Annotated in this window: 19 protein-coding genes; 10 read left to right on the top strand and 9 right to left on the bottom strand. The window is 69.7% G+C overall.

The features are described from left to right. Positions 1-311: 311 nt before the first annotated feature. From aroB to pilM, 7 genes are all read right to left on the bottom strand, one after another. Positions 312-1,418, bottom strand: a complete 1,107-nt coding sequence (aroB, locus tag NFC98_RS02475) for a 3-dehydroquinate synthase (RefSeq protein WP_254276598.1) — start codon at positions 1,416-1,418, stop codon at positions 312-314. Between the two features lie 5 nt (positions 1,419-1,423). Beyond that, entirely contained in the window at positions 1,424-1,966 is a 543-nt protein-coding gene (gene aroK / locus NFC98_RS02470) for a shikimate kinase AroK (protein ID WP_254276597.1), read from the bottom strand. Beyond that, complete coding sequence (gene pilQ / locus NFC98_RS02465) at positions 1,966-4,026, bottom strand: type IV pilus secretin PilQ (protein ID WP_254276596.1); 2,061 nt, start codon at positions 4,024-4,026, stop codon at positions 1,966-1,968. Before pilQ ends, aroK begins: the two co-directional genes overlap by 1 nt. Positions 4,027-4,099: 73 nt before the next feature. Continuing rightward, positions 4,100-4,630, bottom strand: coding sequence for a pilus assembly protein PilP (locus tag NFC98_RS02460; protein WP_254276595.1), 531 nt, complete (start codon positions 4,628-4,630; stop codon positions 4,100-4,102). Then, the gene (locus NFC98_RS02455; RefSeq protein WP_254276594.1) at positions 4,627-5,250 is read right to left on the bottom strand and encodes a type 4a pilus biogenesis protein PilO; all 624 of its coding nucleotides are present in this window, start codon (positions 5,248-5,250) and stop codon (positions 4,627-4,629) included. The genes NFC98_RS02460 and NFC98_RS02455 overlap by 4 nt, the downstream gene beginning before the upstream one ends. Next, positions 5,247-5,837, bottom strand: a complete 591-nt coding sequence (locus NFC98_RS02450) for a PilN domain-containing protein (RefSeq protein ID WP_254276593.1) — start codon at positions 5,835-5,837, stop codon at positions 5,247-5,249. Before NFC98_RS02450 ends, NFC98_RS02455 begins: the two co-directional genes overlap by 4 nt. After that, a complete protein-coding gene (gene pilM, locus NFC98_RS02445; protein WP_254277764.1) occupies positions 5,834-6,895 on the bottom strand; it encodes a type IV pilus assembly protein PilM in 1,062 nt (353 codons plus the stop codon). The genes NFC98_RS02450 and pilM overlap by 4 nt, the downstream gene beginning before the upstream one ends. A 265-nt stretch (positions 6,896-7,160) precedes the next feature. Between pilM and NFC98_RS02440 the strand changes: the two genes are divergently transcribed. Both NFC98_RS02440 and NFC98_RS02435 read left to right on the top strand, forming a co-directional pair. Next, positions 7,161-9,689, top strand: coding sequence for a penicillin-binding protein 1A (locus NFC98_RS02440; RefSeq protein ID WP_254276592.1), 2,529 nt, complete (start codon positions 7,161-7,163; stop codon positions 9,687-9,689). Between the two features lie 102 nt (positions 9,690-9,791). Further along, positions 9,792-10,544, top strand: coding sequence for a YdiY family protein (locus NFC98_RS02435; RefSeq protein ID WP_254276591.1), 753 nt, complete (start codon positions 9,792-9,794; stop codon positions 10,542-10,544). Positions 10,545-10,649: 105 nt separating this feature from the next. Here NFC98_RS02435 and NFC98_RS02430 read toward each other — a convergent pair whose 3' ends face one another. Beyond that, the gene (locus NFC98_RS02430) at positions 10,650-11,918 is read right to left on the bottom strand and encodes a malic enzyme-like NAD(P)-binding protein (protein ID WP_254276590.1); all 1,269 of its coding nucleotides are present in this window, start codon (positions 11,916-11,918) and stop codon (positions 10,650-10,652) included. A 286-nt stretch (positions 11,919-12,204) separates the two neighbouring features. Then, complete coding sequence (rpmE, locus tag NFC98_RS02425; protein WP_254276589.1) at positions 12,205-12,420, bottom strand: 50S ribosomal protein L31; 216 nt, start codon at positions 12,418-12,420, stop codon at positions 12,205-12,207. 169 nt (positions 12,421-12,589) lie between these two features. Here rpmE and NFC98_RS02420 point away from each other — a divergent pair, with 169 nt between their 5' ends. The 8 genes from NFC98_RS02420 to NFC98_RS02385 all read left to right on the top strand — a co-directional run bounded on the left by NFC98_RS02420 (position 12,590) and on the right by NFC98_RS02385 (position 21,256). Then, a complete protein-coding gene (locus tag NFC98_RS02420; protein WP_254276588.1) occupies positions 12,590-14,830 on the top strand; it encodes a primosomal protein N' in 2,241 nt (746 codons plus the stop codon). A gap of 153 nt (positions 14,831-14,983) precedes the next feature. After that, the gene (gene argS, locus NFC98_RS02415; protein WP_254276587.1) at positions 14,984-16,669 is read left to right on the top strand and encodes an arginine--tRNA ligase; all 1,686 of its coding nucleotides are present in this window, start codon (positions 14,984-14,986) and stop codon (positions 16,667-16,669) included. Between the two features lie 3 nt (positions 16,670-16,672). After that, entirely contained in the window at positions 16,673-17,386 is a 714-nt protein-coding gene (locus NFC98_RS02410; protein WP_254276586.1) for an SPOR domain-containing protein, read from the top strand. Between the two features lie 136 nt (positions 17,387-17,522). Next, entirely contained in the window at positions 17,523-18,041 is a 519-nt protein-coding gene (gene hslV / locus NFC98_RS02405) for an ATP-dependent protease subunit HslV (protein WP_181513609.1), read from the top strand. An 11-nt stretch (positions 18,042-18,052) separates the two neighbouring features. Continuing rightward, a complete protein-coding gene (hslU, locus tag NFC98_RS02400) occupies positions 18,053-19,375 on the top strand; it encodes an ATP-dependent protease ATPase subunit HslU (RefSeq protein ID WP_254276585.1) in 1,323 nt (440 codons plus the stop codon). Further along, positions 19,372-19,755, top strand: coding sequence for a gamma-butyrobetaine hydroxylase-like domain-containing protein (locus tag NFC98_RS02395; protein ID WP_254276584.1), 384 nt, complete (start codon positions 19,372-19,374; stop codon positions 19,753-19,755). The genes hslU and NFC98_RS02395 overlap by 4 nt, the downstream gene beginning before the upstream one ends. Positions 19,756-19,853: 98 nt before the next feature. Then, positions 19,854-20,621: a bifunctional demethylmenaquinone methyltransferase/2-methoxy-6-polyprenyl-1,4-benzoquinol methylase UbiE gene (gene ubiE / locus NFC98_RS02390; protein ID WP_254276583.1), complete on the top strand. Its 768-nt coding sequence runs from the start codon at positions 19,854-19,856 to the stop codon at positions 20,619-20,621. Then, complete coding sequence (locus tag NFC98_RS02385; RefSeq protein ID WP_254276582.1) at positions 20,621-21,256, top strand: SCP2 domain-containing protein; 636 nt, start codon at positions 20,621-20,623, stop codon at positions 21,254-21,256. The genes ubiE and NFC98_RS02385 overlap by 1 nt, the downstream gene beginning before the upstream one ends.

Below are 21,256 nucleotides of genomic sequence, written 5' to 3'. Positions count from 1 at the left end.
GCAACGCCACCCCTGCCCCTCGAAACAAAAAACCCTCGTCAAATCCGTGACTTGCAAAACCCACCGCGGCAAAAAAAGCCCGCAACTCAACGACTTGCACACCGCATTGACGGTGGTTCAACGCATTCCATCAAGCATTAGACTTTGGTCTATAAACACGCCAGCACTCCATGCCGATACGGCATGGGACATGCAAATTGCCCGGGCAAGAGGGCCTTGCGCCATACCCCCGGCGCCACATCCCCACCAACGAAGACGCCCGCACCAGGGTGCGGGCGTCGGAAGCCGGGGGGGGGGCACAGCGGGCAGGGTCAGGCGCGCGGGAAACTGGCCAGCAGGTCACCGAGCATCTCGGGAGGGGTGGCGTCATGGACGCAGGCCTCTCCCAGCTCGCGCAGCAGGATCAGGCGCAGACGGCTGTCGATGTTCTTCTTGTCCAGGCGCATACGAACCAGGAAGTCCTCCGCCGACATGTCGGCGGGGGCAGTCAGGGGCAGCGCCGCGGCCTCGATGATCGCCTGGGTGCGCGCCACCTGCTCGGCACTCAGCCAGCCCAGCCGGGCGGAGAGTTCGGCGGCCATCAGCATCCCGGCGCCCACCGCCTCGCCGTGCAGCCAGATCCCGTAGCCCTGGTGGGCCTCGATGGCATGCCCGAAGGTGTGTCCCAGGTTGAGCAGCGCTCGGACCCCCTGCTCGGTCTCGTCCTCGGCGACGATCTCGGCCTTGAGCGCGCAGCTGCGTTCGATGGCGCGGGTCAGCGACGGGGTCTCCAGGGCGCGCAGGGCGGGCATCGATCCTTCCAGCCAGGCCAGAAACTCGGCATCGCGGATCAGCCCGTACTTGATCACCTCGGCGAGCCCCGCCGAGAGCTCCCGCGGCGGCAGGCTGGCCAGCGTATCGGTATCCACCAGCACCGCACGGGGCTGCCAGAAGGCCCCGATCATGTTCTTGCCCAGCGGGTGGTTGACCCCGGTCTTGCCGCCCACCGAGGAGTCCACCTGGGCGAGCAGGGTGGTGGGCACCTGGATGAAGGCCACGCCGCGCTGGTAGCAGGCCGCGGCGAAGCCGACCATGTCGCCGATCACCCCGCCCCCCAGGGCGATCAGGGTACAGCGGCGGTTGAAGCCGGCCTCGAGCAGGGCATCCCAGATCCGCTCGACGCTGGCCAGGCTCTTGGTGGCCTCGCCGTCCGGCAGCACCAGCTCGCGCACCACGAGGCCATCCGGCAGGCCGGCCCGGCAGCGCTCGAGGTAGAGCGGCGCCACCGTCTCGTTGGTGACGATCATCACCTGCTGACCGGCCAGGTAGGGCGTCAGCCGGCCGGGATCTCCCAGCAGGCCGGGGCCGATATGGATAGGATAGCTGCGACTGCCCAGCGCCACCTCGAGGGTGCGCGGGGCGCTCGGGGAATCATTCATGCCTGTCACGCCTTGCATTGGAGGGGGTCGACCAGGCGCGTCACGCGCCGCACGATCTCGTTGACCACGGCCCGCGGGCCCCGTCGGTCGGTGCGCACGATGATGTCGGCGGTGGCGCGATAGAGCGGGTCACGAAGGGCGAACATCTCGCGCAGCACCGCCTCCTTGTCGGGCCGCTGGAGCAGCGGACGATTGCGGTCCTTGGCGGTGCGCCTGAGCTGCTGCTCGACGGTGGTAAAGAGGTAGATCACCGTGCCGCGCTCGCGCAGGGCCCGACGGTTCTCCTCGCGCAGCACGGCGCCGCCGCCGGTGGCGATCACCACGCCCTCGCGGCGGGTCAGCTCGTCGATCATCTGGGTCTCGCGATCGCGGAAGCCCGCCTCGCCCTCGACGTCGAAGATCCAGGGAATGTCGGCGCCGCAGCGCGCCTGGATCTCGTGGTCGCTGTCGTAGAAGTCACGAGAAAGCTCGGCCGCCAGGAGGCGGCCGATGGTGCTCTTGCCGGCCCCCATGGGGCCGATCAGTATCAGGTTGGGTAGTGCCTGCATCAGCGAAGGACCACGCCGTCGTCCAGTATTCGGGGAGTGATGAATACCAGCAACTCTACCTTCTCGTTGCTCTGTTGGGTATAGCGGAAGAGGTTGCCGAGCACCGGCAGGTCGCCCAGGAAGGGGGTCTTGACCAGGTTCTGCAGCTCCTCGGTCTGCAGGATACCGCCCAGCACCACTGTCTCGCCGTTGTCCACCAGCACCTGGGTCTCGATCTCGTTCTTGTTGATCGGCGGCTCCTCGCCCGGGTTGAACTCGCCGAAGGTGTCGTTGGTGATGGCCACGTCCATGATGATGCGGTTGTCCGGGGTGATCTGCGGGGTCACCTCCAGGGAGAGCACCGCCTCCTTGAAGTCGACGGCCGAGGCACCGCTGGCCGCCGCCTCGCGATAGGCGCGCTCCTGGCCCTGCTTGATCACGGCGGTGCGCTGGTTGGCGGTGATCACCCGCGGCTGCGAGATGGTATAGCTCTTGCCCTCGCTCTCCATGGCACGCAGCTCCAGGTCGAGCAGCACGTCGCCGGAGAGGTAGCCGAAGGCGAAGCTGGTCATGCCGCCCACGCCGCGATCCGTGGAACCGAAGTCCACCGCCAGGCCACCCAGCCCGGAGATGGGGGTCCCGTCCGAGGCGCCGCCGAGATCGAGGCGCCCGCCGGCGCGACGATCCGGCGAGGAGATCCCCCAGTTGACCCCCAGCTCGCGGGAGGCGCTGTCGCTGGCGATGACGATACGCGCCTCGATCTGCACCTGGCGCACCGCCACGTCGAGCCGATCCAGGGTCCGCATGATCTCGTCGATCTGGTCGGCAGTGTCCTGGATCAGCAGGGTATTGGTGCGCTGGTCGATGGCCACCCGACCGCGATCGGAGAGCAGGCCGAACCCCTGGCCGCCACGCAGCAGGGCCGCCAGGTCCGAGGCTCGGGCATAGCGCACCTGGATGTACTCCGTGACCAGCGGGGCCAGGGTCTCCATCTGCTCGCGGGCCTCGAGCTCCTGGCGCTCGATGTTGGCCAGCTCGCTGGCGGGCGCCACCACGATCACGTTGCCCTCCTGGCGGCTGGCCAGGCCATGGCTCTTGAGCACCAGGTCCAGCGCCTGGTCCCAGGGCACGTCCTCGAGGTTGAGGGTCACCCGCCCCTGCACGCTGTCGCTGGCGACCAGGTTGAGCCCGGTGAAGTCGGCGATGATCGCCAGCACCGAGCGCACCTCGATGTCCTGGAAGTTGAGGGTGATGCGCTCCCCGGTGTAGGGGAACTGTTCGCGGACCCGCTGCTCGCGCTCCTGCTGGGTCACCGGCTGGGCCTCGATGGTCAGCTGGCGGCCGCTCTGGGTGGAGACCATGGCATAGTCGCCCGCCCCCTCGATGTCCAGGGTCACGCCATCCCGGCCGACCCGGGGAGTGACGCGCCGCAGCGGGGTGCCGAAGTCGCTGACGTCGTAGACCTGGTCCAGGGAGGCGGGCAGCTCCACGCCGCGCAGGTCGGCGGTGATGCGGTTGCGGCCGCTCTCGCGCACCCGGGCATCCACGCCGGCACGGTCGAAGGTGACCACCAGGCGCCCGGCGCCCGCCTCGCCCCGACGGAAGTCGATGTTATCGACGCTGGGACCGCTGCTGGCCGTCCGGGTCGGGGTCGGCTGCGGCGCCGGGGAGGTCGCCGCCGGGTCAGCCTGGGCCACCCCGGTATCGGCGGCGCCGCCGCCGATGGCGAGGCGCAGGCGGTTGCCCTGCTCACGGGTGTTGTAGGGCAGCGGCCCCTCGAGGTCGAAGACCAGGCGGGTGCGCGAGCCGGCCTCCAGGGCAGTCACCTGCTGGACGCCGCCGATGCCCAGGGCATAGCGGCGCTGGTCGAGGCGGTTGGCGGTATCCATCAGGTCGATGGTCAACCGCGCCGGGTCATCCATGCGATAGCCCCTCACCTCCGGCACCGGGCCATCGAAGCCCAGGTCCACCTCCAGCTCGCCGCCGCTGCCCTGGCGGAAGCTCAGGTCGTCGAGGCTCGACGCCGCCAGGGCCGCCGACGAGACGGCCAGCAGCAAGAGTGTCGCGATTCCACGCTTCATGATCGGTGTCATTGTTCCCTTCCCCCCCGCTTGACGCCACGCCGCCCCTGCCGGCGGCACGGCGATTCGCTTTCTAGTCGTTCAGCGTCAGCTGCGTCGTGCGTTCGATCCAGCCGCCTCGCCCGGTGGGCACCACCTCGACCAGCTGCACCGACGACGAGGTGATGCTGACGATGCGCCCGAAATCCGTTCCCATGTGATTGCCGACCCGCAGTCGGTGCACCTGACCATCAGGCGAGCGCACCAGCGCCGAGGGCTGTCCGCCGTGGGTGAGAGTCCCCACCAGGTCGAGCTGACCGAGCCCGAAGGCCTCGAGCGGCTCACGCGGACGGGTAAGATCCGGCGCCAGCTCCTCCGAGCCCTGCGGCGGCTGCTCGGCCTCGGGCAGCCGGGCGATGAAGGGGCTGCGCCGGTCGGCCTCGTCGTAGGGCACCGGCTCGTACTCCGGAATATCGGGGAGCTCGACGCTGGGCGTCGGCCCCGGGTTGCTGCGGATCGAGGCCAGCTCACGGTCCAGCGCCCCCAGCTGCGGATCGGCACACCCGGTCAGCCCCAGCAGCAGCGCAGCGCCGGCAATGCCGAGAGTCCTGCGTGTCGGCGTCATGGCGCGCCCTCCTCACCCTGCCGGTAGCTGTAGGTCCGCGCCAGCATCGAGAGCCGCAGCCGCTGGCCGCTGCCGCCCTCGGGCGACAGGGTCATGTCATGCAGGGTGACGATGCGTGGCAGCCCGGCCACCCCGGCCAGGAAGGCGGCGATGCGGTGGTAGTCCCCCTGCACCTGGATGTCGAAGGGCTGCTCGACATAGTGCTCGCGGGTCGCCGGGCTGCGCAGCCGAATGAAGTCGATGGAGAGCTGGTTGTCGATGGCGGTCTCGCTGATGTTGTCGATCAGCGACGGCACCTCGGCACCGGTGGGCAGCATCTCGCGCAGTTCGCCCATGCGACCCTCCAGCACGCTCATCTGCTCGCGCATCACCTCCAGGTTGGCGGCCTGGGCGGCCTTGCTGCGGTAGTCACGGACCAGCCCGGCCTCCTCGCCCCGCACCCGGTCCAGCTCCTCCTTGGCCGGGGCGGCCAGGTACCAGTGCATCCCGGCGAAGGTCAGCCCCAGCACCAGCAGGCAGCTGAACAGCTGCAGCGACCAGGGCCAGCCGCCCGCCTCCTTGATATCCAGCTCGCGCCAGTCCAGCTCGCGCAGGCGGCGCATCTCTCCCTTGAGACTCATGTTCCCTCCCCCGCCGACTCGCTTCCCGACGCGTTCTCCTCGACGCTCTCCGGCAGCCGTTGGCTCATGCTCAGGCTGAACCGGCGACGCTCGCCGCCGCCCTCGGCCTCCACCTCGGAGAGCACCGGCACCGTGAATGACCCTGCCGCGGCCAGCGCCCGCAGCTGGTCGGAGACCTGGCGGTTGTCTTCCGCCAGTCCGGCCAGGCGCAGGCTGTCGCCCTGACGGCTGAGCTGGGTGTAGTGCACCCCGTCGACCAGGCTGGTGGTGAGGTCGCTGAACACGTGGACGGTCTGGGTTCGCCCCATCTGCAGCTCGGTGAAGATCCGGACCTGCTCGAGCATCTGCTCGCGGATCGCCTCGAGCTCGCTGATCTCGCGGATCGCCGCATCGAGCTGGCGGCTCTGGGCCTGGATATGGGCGTTGCGCTGCTGCTGCGCCTCGCGCTCCTGCTCGTAGTACCAGGTCATCCCGTAGCCGCCGCCCAGGCCGACCACGGCGGCCAGGGCCAGGGCCAGGTAGAAGCGCTTGCTGCGACGGGCCCGCAGCTCCTCTCGCCAGGGCAGCAGGTTGATCTCGATCGTCATGAGCGGGACCTCATTGCCAGGCCGCAGGCCGTGAGCATGGCCGGTGCGTCACCGGACAGCGTCTGTACGTCGATGCGGGTATTGACCTTCATGCGCTGCAGGGGGTTGGCGATCGATACCTCCATGCCACTCTCCCGGGCCAGGCGCTCGGCCAGGCCGGGGATGACGCTGGAGCCGCCGGCCAGCACCATGTGCCGCACCTCCTGCTTGCGACCGGCCGTATAGTAGAGCTGCAGCGAGCGTCCCACCTGCTGCACCAGGGTATCGAGGAAGGGGTCGAGCACGCTGCGCTGATAGTCCTCGGGCAGCCCGCCGCGCTTCTTGGCCAGGCCCGCCTCGTCGAGGCTCAGCCCGTAGCGGTTGCGGATCTCATCGGTGAGCTGGCGTCCGCCGAAGACGGTGTCGCGGCTGTAGACCACGCGCCCTTCCCTCAACACGTGGAAGGTGTTCATGGTGGCCCCGATATCCACCAGAGCCACGCAGTCCTGCTCGTCGCTGAGCGGCGGCAGCTGATGGCGCACCTCGGTGAAGGCCCGCTCCATGGCGAAGGTCTCCACGTCGACGGCCTCGGGAGACAGCCCGGCCTGCAGGACCGCGTCGGTCAGCTGGCTGACGTCCTGCTGCCGGCAGGCCACCAGCAGCACGTCCTGCTGGTCGGCATAGCGCGCGTTGAGGCCCAGCCGCTGGAAGTCGAAGGCGACCTCGTTGAACGGAAACGGGATGTGCTTGTCGGAATCGAGTTGAATGCGCGCCTCGATCTCGTCATCGGTGAGCGAGGCGGGCAGCGTGAGCGTCTTGGTGATGGCTGCGCTGGCCGGCACCGCCACCACCACGCGTTTGGAATGTGGCTTGGCCTGCTGGACGGCGCGGGAGATCGCGTCGACCACCTCGCCCATGTCATGGATGCGCCGCTCGACCACGGCGCCCTCGCGCAGCGGCCGTACGGCGTAGCTCTCGACCTGGTAGCTGGCGCCAGCGCGCCGGAGTTCCACGAGCTTGACGGTGGCCGAGGTGATATCGACACCGATCAGTCCCTTGCTGGATGCCCTGAGTCGCATCTCGGTCATGCCCCTGCCTGATCCATGCGGCTTGCCGCTTGTTATATCGCCCATCCTCCTCGACCGAGGAGCCTGAGCCTCGGGGTTGATCCCCACCCTGTAAGCAGAGGTTACATGATATTGCTGGATCTCACACGGCAATCCTCATACCTGCACGGTCAACGCTGGTGACCACCCGCCGGGCTTCCTATAATGGCGGCGCAACCGGACGTGACCTCCATCGCCCCCGTTCCGCTCCAGTTCCCTGCATGGATACCGCGATTTCATGACGTTTCTCAGAACACTCCTCTTTTCCATCGCCTGGCTGCTGGTCTCGTTGACGGCGGCCACGGCGCTGGGGGTGGTGGGTGCCGCCCTCTACTTCGCCCCCGGCCTGCCCGATGTCCGCCAGCTGCAGGATTTCGAGCTGCACTCCCCGCTGCGCGTCTTCACCCGCGACGGCAAGTTGATCGGCGAGTTCGGCGAGGAACGCCGCATGCCGGTGGACTATGACGAGATTCCCGAGGAGTTCATCCAGGCCCTGCTGGCCGCCGAGGACGCCGGCTACTTCGAGCATCGCGGCGTCGACCCCCGTGGCCTGGCCCGCGCCGGCCTCGAGCTGGTCGCCAGCGGCGGCGACATCCAGTCGGGCGGCTCCACCATCACCATGCAGGTGGCGCGCAACTATCTGCTGACCCTGGACCGCACCTTCACCCGCAAGATCCGCGAGATCCTGCTCGCCCTGCAGATGGAGCAGCTGCTCAGCAAGGAGGAGATCCTCGAGCTCTACGTCAACAAGATCTTCCTCGGCAACCGGGCCTACGGCATCGCGGCCGCTGCCGAGATCTACTACAACCGCCCGCTGGCCGAGCTGACCCTGGCCGAGAAGGCGATGATCGCCGGCCTGCCCAAGGCCCCTTCGTCCTTCAACCCGCTGGCCAACCCGGAGCGCTCGCTGATCCGCCGCAACTGGATCCTCTACCGCATGCGGGAGCTGGGCCATATCGACCAGGCCGCCTACGAGGAGGCCGTGCAGGCACCGATCACCGCCCGCCGCTACATCGCCCAGACCGAGGTGGATGCCGACTACGTGGCCGAGATGGCCCGCCAGTTCGCCGTGGAGCGGTTCGGCGACGAGGCCTATACCGGCGGCTATCGCATCCACACCACCCTGGACAGCGAGCTGCAGCCCTTCGCCCGGCGCGCCCTGGCCGATGGCCTGATCGCCTACGACACCCGCCACGGCTGGCGCGGGGCCGAGCAGCGCGACATCCCGCCGAGCCTGGTGGAGGCTCAGGAGCGCACCGAGCGTCGCGGCCTGGAGGAGGAGCTGGACGAGTCCCCCGAGGTGCTCGAGACCGCCCGTCGCGCCGCCGAGCGCAGCCAGACCGAGGTCGAGGGCCTCGACGGCGACGTCAGCAACTGGCTCCAGGTGCTGGAGCGCACGCCCGGCTTCGGCCCGCTCCAGCCGGCCATCGTGGTGGCGAGCGAGGGCCGCGAGATGCGCGTCATGACCCGGGGCGGCGAGCTGCACACCCTCGCCTGGGACGGCCTCAGCTGGGCCCGCGCCTACCGCAGCCCGCGGGCCCGCGGCCCCGAACCCGGCTCCGCGGCCGAGATCGCTGCCTCCGGCGACCTGGTCCGCGTGCTGGAGCGCGAGGACGGCAGCCTGCGGCTGGCCCAGCGCCCTGACGCCGAGGGCTCGCTGGTGGTGATGCATCCCGATACCGGCGCCATCCTGGCCCTGCAGGGAGGCTTCAGCTTCCAGGCCAGCAAGTTCAATCGCGCCGTGCAGGCCCAGCGCCAGTCCGGCTCGATCTTCAAGCCCTTCGTCTACCTCGCCGCGCTGGACAGCGGCCTGATGAATGCCGCCAGCGTGGTCAACGACGCTCCCGTGGTGCTGCAGGATGGCAGCAGCGAGATCTGGCGCCCGGTCAACTCCAGTGGCGACTTCCTCGGCCCGACCCGCCTGCGCGTGGCCCTGGCCCGCTCGCGTAACCTGGTGACCATCCGGGTGCTGCAGCAGGTGGGCCTGGATGCCACCATCGACTTCCTGGAAGGCTTCGGCTTCGCCGAGAGCCGCCTTCCCCGCGGCCTGTCGCTGGCCCTGGGCAGCGCCGACCTGACGCCGCTGGAGATGACCAACGCCTACGCGGTGCTGGCCAACGGCGGCTTCCAGGTCGCCCCCTGGTTCATCGAACGGATCACCCGCGGCGACGATGCCAACGTGCTGGAGGAGGCCCTGCCGGCCGTGGCCTGTCGCGAGTGCCGCGACGGCCAGACCGAGGTGGAGATCGACGGACGTCGGCACCCCGTGGCGCCGCGGGTCGCCGATCCGACCGCCGTCTACATCCTGCGCGACATGCTGCGTGACGTGATCGAGAGCGGCACCGGCCGTGCCGCCCTGGAGCTGGGCCGAGAGGACATCGTCGGCAAGACCGGCACCACCAACGGGCAGCGCGACGCCTGGTTCGCCGGCTACAACAGCGACCTGGTCGCCACCGTCTGGGTGGGCAAGGACAACAACGAGACCACGGCGGAGTACGGCGCCAACGCCGCCCTGCCGATCTGGATCGGCTTCATGCGCGACGCCCTCGACGGGCGGCCCGAGGCGCGCCCCGACGCTCCTGCCAACCTGGTGACCGCCCGGGTCGATCCGGACACCGGCCGCCGGCTCTCCGACGGCCAGGGCGGTGGCATCAGCGAGATCTTCCACCCGGACCACCTGCCCAGCGTCCAGCCGCGTCGCGTCGACACCGAGGTGGAGCAGCGCAGCGGCTCCCAGGGCACCGGCTCCTACGAGGCGATCTTCTAGCGCCGCGGCACCCCGGGCGGCAGGGACGCCGCCCGTCTCGTCTGCCAACCGCGACGGCTGCTCCGGCGGCCACCGTCAACCGGCAACTCCAGGAAGCACGACATGCCCCACCCCGCCCCGTCACTCCGCCCCCTGCTGTACGGACTGGCCCTGCTGGCCGGCGGTGCCCAGGCGAGCCCGTTCTACGCCCCGCCGCCACCCGCCGAGGATGCCAGCACCTTCAGCGGCGATACCGAACTGGGCTTCACCCAGCTCAGCGGCAACACCGACAGCCAGACCCTGATCGCCAAGGGACGCCTCACCTGGCTGACCGGGGACTGGACCCACACCCTGCGCGGCGAGGTCCGCCACGTGGCCCGCGACGGCGAGACCAGCGCCGAGCAGTACCTGCTGGCCGGGAGAGAGCGCTACGACCTGGAGGGGCCCCACTACCTGTTCGGCTTCGCCCGCTGGGAGAAGGACCGCTTCGGCGGCTACGACCAGCAGTTCACCACCATCGCCGGCTATGGCCGCGACCTGATCGACAGCGAGGCCCAGCGGCTCTCGCTGGAGGCCGGCCCGGGCTATCGTCATGACCGCATCGACCAGGAGGAGAACCTGTCGCTGGCGGTCGCCTATGGCGCCCTGGCCTGGGAACTGGAGGCTACCGACACCACCACCCTGGCCCAGGAGCTGTCGGTAGAAGCCACCGACGACAACACCACGTCTCGCTCGCTGTCATCGCTCACCGCACGCCTCAACTCACGCCTCGCCCTGCGCCTCTCCCACGAGATCAAGCGTAACTCCCAGCCGCCCGATACCGCCGAGGCGCGCACCGACCACACCACCAGCGCCTCGCTGCTCTACCGCTGGTAGCCCCCTCGAGACACGACGACGCCGGCCCGAGGGCCGGCGTCGTCGTGACCAACATGGCGGCAGGCGCCGATGGCGCGACACAGGCGCCATCATGACACGCCGTCGTTACACGCCGTAGACGTCATCCACGCTCTTCAGCGGATAGTGGGACGGGTAGGGGCGGCGCGCCACGCCGGAGTCCACCGCTGCCTGGGCCACCGCCGAGGTGATGCGCTCGAGCAGGCGCACGTCCACCGGGGTCGGGATGATGTAGTCGCGACCGAAGGCCATCGACTCCATCTCGTAGGCATCCAGCACCTCCTGGGGCACCGGCTCGCGGGCCAGGTCCTTGAGGGCATGCACCGCGGCGACCTTCATCTCCTCGTTGATGCGGGTGGCACGGACGTCCAGGGCACCGCGGAAGATGAAGGGAAAGCCCAGCACGTTGTTGACCTGGTTCGGGTAGTCGGAGCGCCCGGTGGCCATGATCACGTCGGGACGGGTCTCGCGGGCCAGGTCCGGATGGATCTCGGGGTCCGGGTTGGTGCAGGCGAAGACCACCGGATTGGGGGCCATCTTGCGAATGTGGTCGGCCGTCATCAGGCCCGGGCCGGAGAGCCCGACGAACACGTCGGCACCGTCGATGGCATCATCGAGGGTGCGCTTGTCGGTGTCCGCGGCGAACATCGCCTTGTACTGGTTGAGATCCTCGCGACCGGTATGGATCACCCCCTTGCGGTCGAGCATCACGATGTTCTCGGCGCGGGCGCCGCAGGCGACCAGCAGCTTCATGCAGGCAATGGCCGCCGCACCGGCGCCCATGCAGACGATGCGGGCCTCGTCCAGCGCCTTGCCGGCAATCTCCAGGGCGTTGAGCATGCCCGCCGCGGTGACGATGGCGGTACCGTGCTGGTCGTCATGGAACACCGGGATGCTGCACTGCTCGATGAGCGCCTGCTCGATCTCGAAGCACTCCGGGGCCTTGATGTCCTCGAGGTTGATGCCGCCCCAGGTGTCGGCGATGCGCGCCACGGTGTCGATGAAGGCCTGGGGGCTCTCGGCGTTCACCTCGATGTCCACCGAGTTGATGCCGGCGAAACGCTTGAAGAGCACGCCCTTGCCCTCCATGACCGGCTTGCTGGCCAGGGCACCCAGGTTGCCCAGCCCCAGGATCGCCGAGCCGTCGGAGATCACGGCGACCAGGTTGCCCTTGCCGGTGTAGCGGTAGGCGTTCTCGGGGTCCCGCGCGATCTCACGACACGGCTCCGCGACGCCCGGGCTGTAGGCCAGGGCGAGATCCTTCGCCGTGGCGGTGGGCTTGGTCAGCTCCACCGACAGCTTTCCGGGGATGGGTTTCGCGTGATAGTCCAGCGCCGCCTGTCGTGCATCAGTCATGCTGAAGTTCCGGGTCAGAGTGAAGGGAGTCCCTCCAGAATATAGAAAAAACTTCCATATCTCAACTGCGCACCACTTCCCGCCTGTTGTACGCTCGTTTGACGCCGTTCGTCGACATTTGCTGCAACTTATGCATGCAGCGCCAGCCATAATGCATTGCTTATCGACCCGGCGGCACCACCCGGTGGCACCGTGATGAACCCGGGCCGAAAGCCCGGACAAAAAGAGACCCGCCACGGTGGGCGGGTCTCTTCGACGGTCGCGGGCGACGCGGAGCGGGCGGTGATCAGCCCCGCTTCATGGCGGCACCGAAGCGCTTGTTGAAGCGCTCGACTCGGCCACCGGTAGTCGCCTGCTTCTGCTTGCCGGTGTAGAAGGGGTGACACTGGGAGCAGACGTCCAGGGAGAAGTCATGGCCCGAGGTGGAACCAACCTCGAAGCTGGCGCCACAGGAGCAGGTCGCGTTGACCGTCTTGTATTCCGGATGGATACCTTGTTTCATCTTGAGCCTCATGATGCTGTATGCCGCCACCTGATCGTCTGCCAGGCACCGCATACGGGTTGTCTATCGGTTGACTGTGAACCGTAACATGCAAACCGGTCTGCCCCCCGGCCACGCTCGACATGGCGGGGAGGCGCAGCATTCTAGCAGTTCCGACGCCGGAGGCCAATTGCCCACATCCCCGCCACCCGCCCCCCGAGTGCTGGGCATCGCGATCCCCTCACCCCTGCGCCGACTGTTCGACTATCGCCCCTGCCGGGAGGGGCCGCCCGACGGCTGGCGGCCCGGCCTGCGGGTGCGCGTGCCCTTCGGCCGGCGCCAGGTCGTCGGCGTGGTGATGGCCTGCCGGGAGACCAGCGAACTGCCGCTCGCCGAGCTCAAGCCGGTATCGGCCTGCCTCGACAGCCTGCCGCTGCCCGAGGACTGGCTGTGGCTGTGCCGCTTCACCGCCCGCTACTACCAGCACTCCCTGGGCGACACCCTGCAGCAGGCCATGCCCGTGCTGCTGCGCCAGGGCCGCCCGCTGGAGGCCCGCACCCGGGAGCGCTGGCGGGTCACGCCGGCCGGCCGGGGAGAAGCGCCGCCGGCGGTGGCTCGGGCCCCACGCCAGGCCGAGCTGCTGGCCATGCTGTGCCAGCACCCCCAGGGCCTGGGGAGCCAGGCCGTGCTCGCCCAGTCCTTTACCCGCGAGCAGCTCCGCGCCCTGGCCGACAAGGGACTCGTCGAGCGCCTCGAGGAACCCCGCACCGCCCGCTGGCAGGGCGACCCCGACCACCTGCTGGCCGAACCGGCCCTGCCCCTCAACCGCGAGCAGGCCGTGGCCCTGGCCGCCCTCCACGAGCACCTCGATGCCTACCACCCCTGCCTGCTGGAGGGCGTCACCGGCAGCGGCAAGACCGAGGTCTACCTGCAGCTGATCGAGGCGGCGGTGGGCCGGGGCCGGCAGGCCCTGGTGCTGGTGCCGGAGATCGGCCTCACCCCCCAGACCCTGGCCCGCTTCCGCCAGCGCTTCCGGGTGCCGGTGGTGGCACTGCACTCGGGGCTCACCGACCACGAACGCCTGGATGCCTGGGAAGCCGCCGCCAGCGGCCGTGCGCCCATCGTGATCGGCACCCGCTCGGCGATCTTCACGCCCCTGGCGAGTCCCGGCGCGATCATCGTCGACGAGGAGCACGACGGCTCCTACAAGCAGCAGGACGGCCTGCGCTATCACGCTCGGGACCTGGCCGTGGCCCGCGCCCATCGCCACGGCATCCCGGTGCTGCTGGGCAGCGCCACGCCGTCGCTGGAGAGCCTGGCCCGGGCCCGCAGCGGCGACTGGCGTCACCTCCACCTGACCCGGCGCGCCAGCCGCCACCCCCCGGCAAGGCTCGAGCTCGTCGACCTGCGCGGCCGCCCCCGCCAGGGCGGCCTGATTCCCCCGGTGATCGAGGCCATCCGCGAGACCCTGGCCGCCGGCCACCAGGTCCTGGTCTTCATCAATCGCCGCGGCTTCGCCCCGACTCTGGCCTGCCACGCCTGCGGCTGGCTGGCCGAGTGCGACCACTGCGACGCCCGCATGACCCTCCATCGCCAGCCGCCGCTGCTGGCCTGCCACCACTGCGATCGGCGTCGCGTCCTGCCGGACGCCTGCCCCGAGTGCGGCAGCATCGACCTGCGCCCGCTGGGCAGCGGCACCGAACGCACCGAGGAGACCCTGGCGGCGCTCTTCCCCGAGGTCCCGGTGCACCGCATCGACCGCGACAGCACCCGTCGCCGCGATGCCTTCGAACGCGTGCTCGGCGAGGTCCACCGCGGCGAGCCCTGCCTGCTGGTCGGCACCCAGATGCTGGCCAAGGGACACCACCTGCCCCATGTCACCCTGGTGGTGGTGGTCAACGCCGACGCGGGCCTCTATGCCAGCGACTTCCGCGCCCTGGAGCAGAGCGCCCAGCTGCTGGTCCAGGTGGCCGGGCGAGCCGGGCGAGCCGCCCACCCCGGCCGGGTGCTGGTGCAGACCCTGCACGGCGACGACCCGCACCTGCGACGGCTGGCCGAGCAGGGCTATGCCGCCCTGGCCGAGCGGCTGCTGGACGAGCGCCGCGCCGCCGGCCTGCCGCCCTTCCGCTTCCTGGCCCTGCTGCGCCTGGAGAGCCCCCGGGAGGAGGCGGTGGCGGCACTGGCCGGGCGCGCCGCCGGCGCCCTGCGCGACTGGCTGGCCGAACGCGAGCTGCCGGTGGACTGCCTGGGTCCGGTGCCGGCCCCCATGGAGCGCCGCCAGAATCGCTACCACCTGCAGCTGATGCTGGCCAGCGAGCGCCGCAGCCACCTCCACGAGGCCGGCGCCTGGCTGACCGGCTGGCTGGAGGCGACCCCCGAGGCGCGCCGTACCCGCTGGTCGCTGGATATCGATCCCCAGACGCTCAGCTGAAGCCCGCCCTTTAAAGCCGCGCCACAATTGCCGATAATGGCCGGCCGTGCCCATTCCAGGCTCCGTTTCATGCCCGCGCCGCGGGCGAGCGCTCGTCACCGCCGGTTCATCGGCCGCTCGCCCCGTCCGGCGCCACAGGACATCCGACGCTCCATGAAAGAGACCATCGTTGCGCTGCTCGAGGACGCCCTCGACAGCCTCAAGCAGCAGGGCATCGTGCCCGCCGACCTGGCCCCGACCATCAAGGTCGACCCGACCCGCGACAAGTCCCACGGCGACTACGCCACCAACCTGGCGCTGATGCTGGCCAAGCCCGCCGGGCGCAAGCCCCGCGACCTGGCCGAGGCGCTGGTGGTCGCCCTGCCGGCGAGCGATGCGGTGCAGAAGGTGGAGATCGCCGGGCCCGGCTTCGTCAACTTCTTCGCCGCCACCGACGCCGCCGCCCAGGTGATTCGCCAGGTGCTCGATTCGGGCGACGCCTTCGGCCGCAGCCTCACCGGCCAGGGCCGCAAGGTGCAGGTAGAGTTCGTCTCCGCCAACCCCACCGGCCCGCTGCATGTGGGCCACGGCCGTGGCGCGGCGATCGGCGACTGCATCTGCCGCCTGCTCGAGGCCACCGGCTTCGATGTGACCCGCGAGTTCTACTACAACGACGCCGGCGCTCAGATCAGCAACCTGGCGCTGTCGGTGCAGGCCCGGGTCCAGGGCCTCGACCCGGACGACGACGGCTGGCCGGCCGATGGCTATCGCGGCGGCTACATCATCGACGTGGCCAATGCCTACCTGGCCGGCGAGACGGTGCATGCCGATGACCGCCACGTCACGGCCAAGGCCGACCCGGACGACCTGGAGGCCATCCAGGAGTTCGCCGTGGCCTACCTGCGCCGCGAGCAGGACCTGGACCTCAAGGCCTTCGGCGTCCACTTCGACGTCTACTTCCTGGAGTCCTCGCTCTACCAGGACGGCAAGGTCGAGGCCACCGTCGAGCGGCTGATCGATAAGGGCCACACCTACGAGCAGGATGGCGCCCTGTGGCTGCGCACCACCGACTTCGGTGACGACAAGGACCGGGTGATGCGCAAGTCCGACGGCCAGTACACCTACTTCCTGCCCGACGTGGCCTACCACCTGGACAAGTGGCAGCGCGGCTTCGAGACGGTGATCAACGAGCAGGGGGCCGACCACCACTCCACGGTGACCCGGGTGCGTGCGGGGCTGCAGGCCCTGGAGGCCGGCATCCCGGCCGGATGGCCCGACTATGTGCTGCACCAGATGGTGATGGTCACCCGCTCCGGAGTCGAGGTGAAGCTCTCCAAGCGCGCCGGGAGCTACGTGACCGTGCGCGACCTGATCGACGAGGTGGGCCGCGACGCCACGCGCTTCTTCCTGGCCGCCCGGCGGGCGGACTCCCAGCTCACCTTCGACATCGACCTGGCCCGTTCCCAGTCCAACGACAATCCGGTCTACTACGTGCAGTATGCCCACGCCCGTGTCTGCAGCATGCTGCGCCGCGCCGAGGCCGACGGGATGCCCTTCGACCACGGCCTGGCCATGCAGAGCCTGGGCCTGCTCGAGGAGGATCAGGAGAAGGCGGTGATGAATCGCCTGGCCCGCTTCCCCGAGGCGGTCGAGCACGCCGCCGCCTCCCGGGAACCCCAGCAGATCGCCCAGTACCTGCTCGACCTCGCCGCCGAGTTCCATACCTGCTACAACGCGGTAAAGGTGATGGTCGAGGACGACGCCCGGCGCAACGCCCGCCTGGCCCTGGGCCTGGCCACTCGACAGGTGCTGCGCAACGGCCTCGACCTGATGGGAGTCGGCGCGCCGGAGGAGATGTAAGCCATGGCCACCCGCAAGCAGCCGCCGAAGCGACGCGGCGCCACTACCAGCCGTCGAACGGCCCGCAGCGCCCCGCGCCGGGAGTGGCGCCTGCCGGGCTGGCTATGGGGCCTGGCCGGCCTGGTGGCCGGCTTCCTGCTCTCCCAGCACCAGCACGGCGTCGCCCCCTGGCAGGTGGAGGACTCGCCGCTGGCCACCGTGCTACCCCGCTCGGCCCCACCGTCCGAGCCCGCGGCGCCGGCGGCTCCCAGCGAGCCGAGGATGCCGACCTTCGAGTTCTACACCCTGCTGCCGGAGTCCGAGGTCATCGCCCCGCGGGGCGAGATGCCCGCCTCCACGGCGCGCCCCCCGGCGCCCCCCGAGGAGCCGGAGGTGGCCGAGGGCGGCGAGGACCCCATCGCCCAGGTCATCGCCGCCAACCTTGCCGTGGAGCGCAACGAGCCGGCGGCCGCCGAGCCCGCCCCCGCCAGCGCTGCCGGCCATCGCTACATGCTGCAGGCCGCCTCCTTCCGTGAGCCCGGTGATGCCCAGCAGCTGCGCGGCCGCCTGCGGGACTTCGGCCTGCTGGCCCAGATCAGCGAGGTCAAGGCGGGCGGCGGCGAGACCTGGCACCGCGTCCAGGTTGGCCCCTACGAGGACGACCGCGAGCTCAGCCGTGCCCAGGACCTGATGGTGACCCAGGGCATCGAGCCGCTGCTGATCCGGCTCAACAACTGAGCGCCCCCGGGCGGGCACGCTTGAATTCCCGACGCCCCGCCCGCACCTCCCCTGAAAGCCCACTCACGGCGCCCGGGCCACCCCCGAGGCGCCGACAGTCATCGGGAGCCACCCGCTCCCCCAAGGAGTCCCCTCCATGACCACGATCGTTTCCGTGCGCCGCGGTGATCAGGTAGCCCTGGCCGGCGATGGCCAGGTATCCCTGGGCAACACCGTGATGAAGGGCAACGCCAGCAAGGTGCGCCGCCTCTATCGCGGCGAGGTGCTGGCCGGCTTCGCCGGCGGCACCGCCGACGCCTTCACCCTCTTCGAGCGCTTCGAGGCACAGCTCGAGAAGTACCAGGGCAACCTGGTCAAGGCCGCCGTGGAGCTGGCCAAGGACTGGCGCACCGACCGCGCCCTGCGCCGCCTGGAAGCGCTGCTGGCCGTGGCCAACAAGGACGCCTCGCTGATCATCACCGGCAACGGCGACGTGGTGGAACCCGAGCGCGGCATCATCGCCATCGGCTCCGGCGGCAACTACGCCCTGGCCGCCGCCCGCGCCCTGCTGGAGAACACCGACCTCTCGGCGAAGGAGATCACCGAGAAGTCGCTGGAGATCGCCGGAGACATCTGCGTGTTCACCAACCACCACGTCACCCTCGAAACGCTCTGAAGGCCGCCCCCATGACCCAGATGACCCCCCGCGAGATCGTCCACGCCCTGGACCAGTTCATCATCGGCCAGCAGGACGCCAAGCGCGCCGTGGCCATCGCCCTGCGCAACCGCTGGCGTCGCATGCAGCTCGACACCGACCTGCGCCACGAGGTAACCCCCAAGAACATCCTGATGATCGGCCCCACCGGGGTGGGCAAGACCGAGATCGCCCGGCGCCTGGCCAAGCTGGCCCGCGCCCCTTTCATCAAGGTGGAGGCCACCAAGTTCACCGAGGTGGGCTATGTGGGCCGCGACGTCGACTCGATCATCCGCGACCTGACCGAGGCCGCCATCAAGCTGGTGCGCGAGCAGGCCAAGGAGGAGGTCGGCCATCGCGCCGAGGACGCCGCCGAGGACCGCATCCTCGACGCCCTGCTGCCGCCGCCCCGCGGCCAGGAGGATGAGCCCCGCCAGGACAGCTCGACTCGCCAGATCTTCCGCAAGAAGCTGCGCGAGGGTCAGCTCGACGACAAGGAGATCGACATCGAGCTGACCCAGCAGGGTCCCAACGTCGATATCATGACCCCGCCGGGCATGGAGGAGATGACCCAGCAGCTCTCCAGCCTCTTCTCCGGCATGGGCAAGCAGAAGACCGAGACCCGCCGGGTGGCGGTGAAGGATGCCTTCGCCCTGCTGCGTGACGAGGAGGCCGGCAAGCTGGTCAACGAGGAGGAGATCAAGAGCCGCGCCATCGAGGCGGTGGAGCAGCACGGCATCGTCTTCCTCGACGAGATCGACAAGGTGGCCAAGGGCAGCGGCCAGAGCAGTGGCGGCGAGGTCTCCCGGGAAGGGGTGCAGCGCGACCTGCTGCCGCTGATCGAGGGCTCCACGGTCTCCACCAAGTACGGCATGGTCAAGACCGACCACATCCTGTTCATCGCCTCCGGCGCCTTCCACCTGTCGCGCCCCTCGGACCTGATTCCCGAGCTGCAGGGCCGCCTGCCGATCCGCGTGGAGCTCAACGCCCTGACGCCGGAGGACTTCAAGCGCATCCTCACCGAGCCCTCCGCGGCGCTGACCAAGCAGTACCAGGCGCTGCTGGCCACCGAGGGGCTCGAGATCGCCTTCACCGACGACGGCATCGCGCGCATCGCCCAGATCGCCTGGCAGGTCAACGAGGGCACCGAGAACATCGGTGCACGCCGCCTGCATACCGTGATGGAGCGCCTGCTGGAGGAGGCCTCCTTCCGCGGCAGCGACATCGGCAGCCCGCTGACCATCGACGCCGCCTACGTGGACTCCCAGCTCGGCGAGCTGGCCATGGACGAGGACCTGTCGCGGTATATCCTATGAGCGCCCCGATACCCACCCAAGTGCACTACCACCGCAAGGCCCGCGAGCTCGAGCTCGGCTATGCCGATGGCCAGCAGCATCGGCTGCCCATCGAGTACCTGCGGGTCTTCTCCCCTTCGGCCGAGGTGCGCGGCCACGGTCCCGATACCGCCACCCTCCAGGTGGGCAAGAAGTTCGTCGGCCTCAAGGACATCACCCCGTCCGGGCGCTATGCGCTGAAGCTGCATTTTGACGACGGCCACGACAGCGGCCTGTTCAGCTGGGACTACCTGTGGTGGCTGATCGAGCATCGCGAGGCCAACTGGGCGGACTACCTGAAGCGCCTGGAGGAAGCCGGCGCCAGCCGCGAGCCGCTGGGCATCGAGGTCAAGCAGCTGTAGCCGGCCTCGCGTCAAGACAACCACCGCCGCGGGAGGCTACAATGGCGCCCATCCGAGGCAGCGGCCTCGCCCATGCAGCGATTCGGGAGCCCCATCGCATGAGCGCCAACCCCAGCTCCAGGGACCAGCAGACGACCCACTTCGGCTACCAGGAAGTCCCCGTCGAGGAGAAGGCCTCCCGAGTGGCCGACGTCTTCCACTCCGTGGCGGCCCGCTACGACGTCATGAACGACCTGATGTCGATGGGCATCCATCGCCTGTGGAAGCGCCTGACCATCGAGCGCGCCGGGGTGCGCCCCGGGCACAGCGTGCTCGACATCGCCGGCGGCACCGGCGACCTGACCCTCAAGTTCTCCCGCCTGGTGGGCCCCCGCGGGCGGGTGGTGCTGGCCGACATCAACGAGTCGATGCTGCGCGTCGGCCGCGACAAGCTCCTCGACAGCGGCGTCGGCGGCAACGTCGAGTATGTGCAGGCCAACGCCGAGTCCCTGCCCTTCCCCGACAACACCTTCGACTGCATCACCATCGCCTTCGGGCTGCGCAACGTCACCGACAAGGATGCCGCCCTGCGCTCCATGGCGCGGGTGCTCAAGCCCGGCGGCCGCCTGCTGGTGCTGGAGTTCTCCAAGCCCCGCAACCCGCTGCTCTCGAAGGCCTACGACGAGTACTCCTTCCGCCTGCTGCCGAGGATCGGCCAGGTGGTGGCCAACGATGCCGACAGCTACCGCTACCTGGCGGAGTCGATCCGCATGCACCCCGACCAGGAGACCCTCAAGGGGATGATGGAAGCCGCCGGCCTGGAGCGCGTGGAGTACACCAACCTCACCGGGGGCATCGTCGCCCTGCACCGCGGCATCAAGTTGTAATGTTGTTGCTGGCTGGCCTCGAGCGCACCCTGAACACCCTGCTCGCCCGGGACCCCGCGGCGCCGGCACGGCTGGCACGGCTCGCCGGCCACCGACTCCTGCTGCGCCTCGAGCGGCCCGAGCTGGCCCTGGCCGTCCACTTCCACCCCGGCGGCCTCGACCTGCTGCGTCCCGATAACCTGGCGGAGGAGGCCTTCGATGCCGTGGTGGAACTGGACGCCGAGACCGCCGGCGCCCTGCTCGGCGGCGCCGACCTGGAGCGGCTGATGTTCCAGGGCCGCCTGGCGGTGCGCGGCCGGATCCACCTGCTGGAGCAGACCCGCGACCTGCTGCTCGACCTCGACCTGGACTGGGAAGGCGAGCTGGCCCGCTGGCTGGGCGACCTCCCCGCCCACAGCCTGGCCGAGGGACTGCGTCGCCTGGGCCGCTTCGGGCTGCGCACCCGCGACGAGTTCTGTGCCGACCTCTCCGAATATCTCTTCGAGGAGGCCCGCCTGCTCCCGGGACGCCACCAGCTCGAGGTACTGCGTGACCACCTCACCGAGCTGGAGGTGTCCGCCGACCGTCTCGAGGCGCGCCTGGCCCGGCTGCACCGCCACCTGGCGGCGCAGCGGGACGCGAGGGTGGCACCATGA

This window comes from Halomonas sp. 3H, from assembly GCF_024206005.1.
Classification (GTDB): domain Bacteria; phylum Pseudomonadota; class Gammaproteobacteria; order Pseudomonadales; family Halomonadaceae; genus Halomonas; species Halomonas campaniensis.
The sequence above is the reverse complement of the archived record's forward strand: the minus strand, read 5'-3'. Positions and strand labels throughout refer to the sequence as shown.

Bases quoted from the DNA above. Each gene is read 5' to 3' on its own strand.
- hslV (WP_181513609.1), top strand. From the start codon at position 17,523: ATGACCACGATCGTTTCCGTGCGCCGCGGTGATCAGGTAGCCCTGGCC.
- NFC98_RS02440 (WP_254276592.1), top strand. From the start codon at position 7,161: ATGACGTTTCTCAGAACACTCCTCTTTTCCATCGCCTGGCTGCTGGTC.
- pilM (WP_254277764.1), bottom strand. From the start codon at position 6,895: ATGCGACTCAGGGCATCCAGCAAGGGACTGATCGGTGTCGATATCACC.
- pilQ (WP_254276596.1), bottom strand. From the start codon at position 4,026: ATGAAGCGTGGAATCGCGACACTCTTGCTGCTGGCCGTCTCGTCGGCG.
- NFC98_RS02450 (WP_254276593.1), bottom strand. From the start codon at position 5,837: ATGACGATCGAGATCAACCTGCTGCCCTGGCGAGAGGAGCTGCGGGCC.
- hslU (WP_254276585.1), top strand. From the start codon at position 18,053: ATGACCCAGATGACCCCCCGCGAGATCGTCCACGCCCTGGACCAGTTC.
- NFC98_RS02435 (WP_254276591.1), top strand. From the start codon at position 9,792: ATGCCCCACCCCGCCCCGTCACTCCGCCCCCTGCTGTACGGACTGGCC.
- aroK (WP_254276597.1), bottom strand. From the start codon at position 1,966: ATGCAGGCACTACCCAACCTGATACTGATCGGCCCCATGGGGGCCGGC.
- NFC98_RS02430 (WP_254276590.1), bottom strand. From the start codon at position 11,918: ATGACTGATGCACGACAGGCGGCGCTGGACTATCACGCGAAACCCATC.
- NFC98_RS02460 (WP_254276595.1), bottom strand. From the start codon at position 4,630: ATGACGCCGACACGCAGGACTCTCGGCATTGCCGGCGCTGCGCTGCTG.
- aroB (WP_254276598.1), bottom strand. From the start codon at position 1,418: ATGAATGATTCCCCGAGCGCCCCGCGCACCCTCGAGGTGGCGCTGGGC.
- rpmE (WP_254276589.1), bottom strand. From the start codon at position 12,420: ATGAAACAAGGTATCCATCCGGAATACAAGACGGTCAACGCGACCTGC.
- argS (WP_254276587.1), top strand. From the start codon at position 14,984: ATGAAAGAGACCATCGTTGCGCTGCTCGAGGACGCCCTCGACAGCCTC.
- NFC98_RS02385 (WP_254276582.1), top strand. From the start codon at position 20,621: ATGTTGTTGCTGGCTGGCCTCGAGCGCACCCTGAACACCCTGCTCGCC.
- NFC98_RS02395 (WP_254276584.1), top strand. From the start codon at position 19,372: ATGAGCGCCCCGATACCCACCCAAGTGCACTACCACCGCAAGGCCCGC.
- NFC98_RS02410 (WP_254276586.1), top strand. From the start codon at position 16,673: ATGGCCACCCGCAAGCAGCCGCCGAAGCGACGCGGCGCCACTACCAGC.
- NFC98_RS02455 (WP_254276594.1), bottom strand. From the start codon at position 5,250: ATGAGTCTCAAGGGAGAGATGCGCCGCCTGCGCGAGCTGGACTGGCGC.
- ubiE (WP_254276583.1), top strand. From the start codon at position 19,854: ATGAGCGCCAACCCCAGCTCCAGGGACCAGCAGACGACCCACTTCGGC.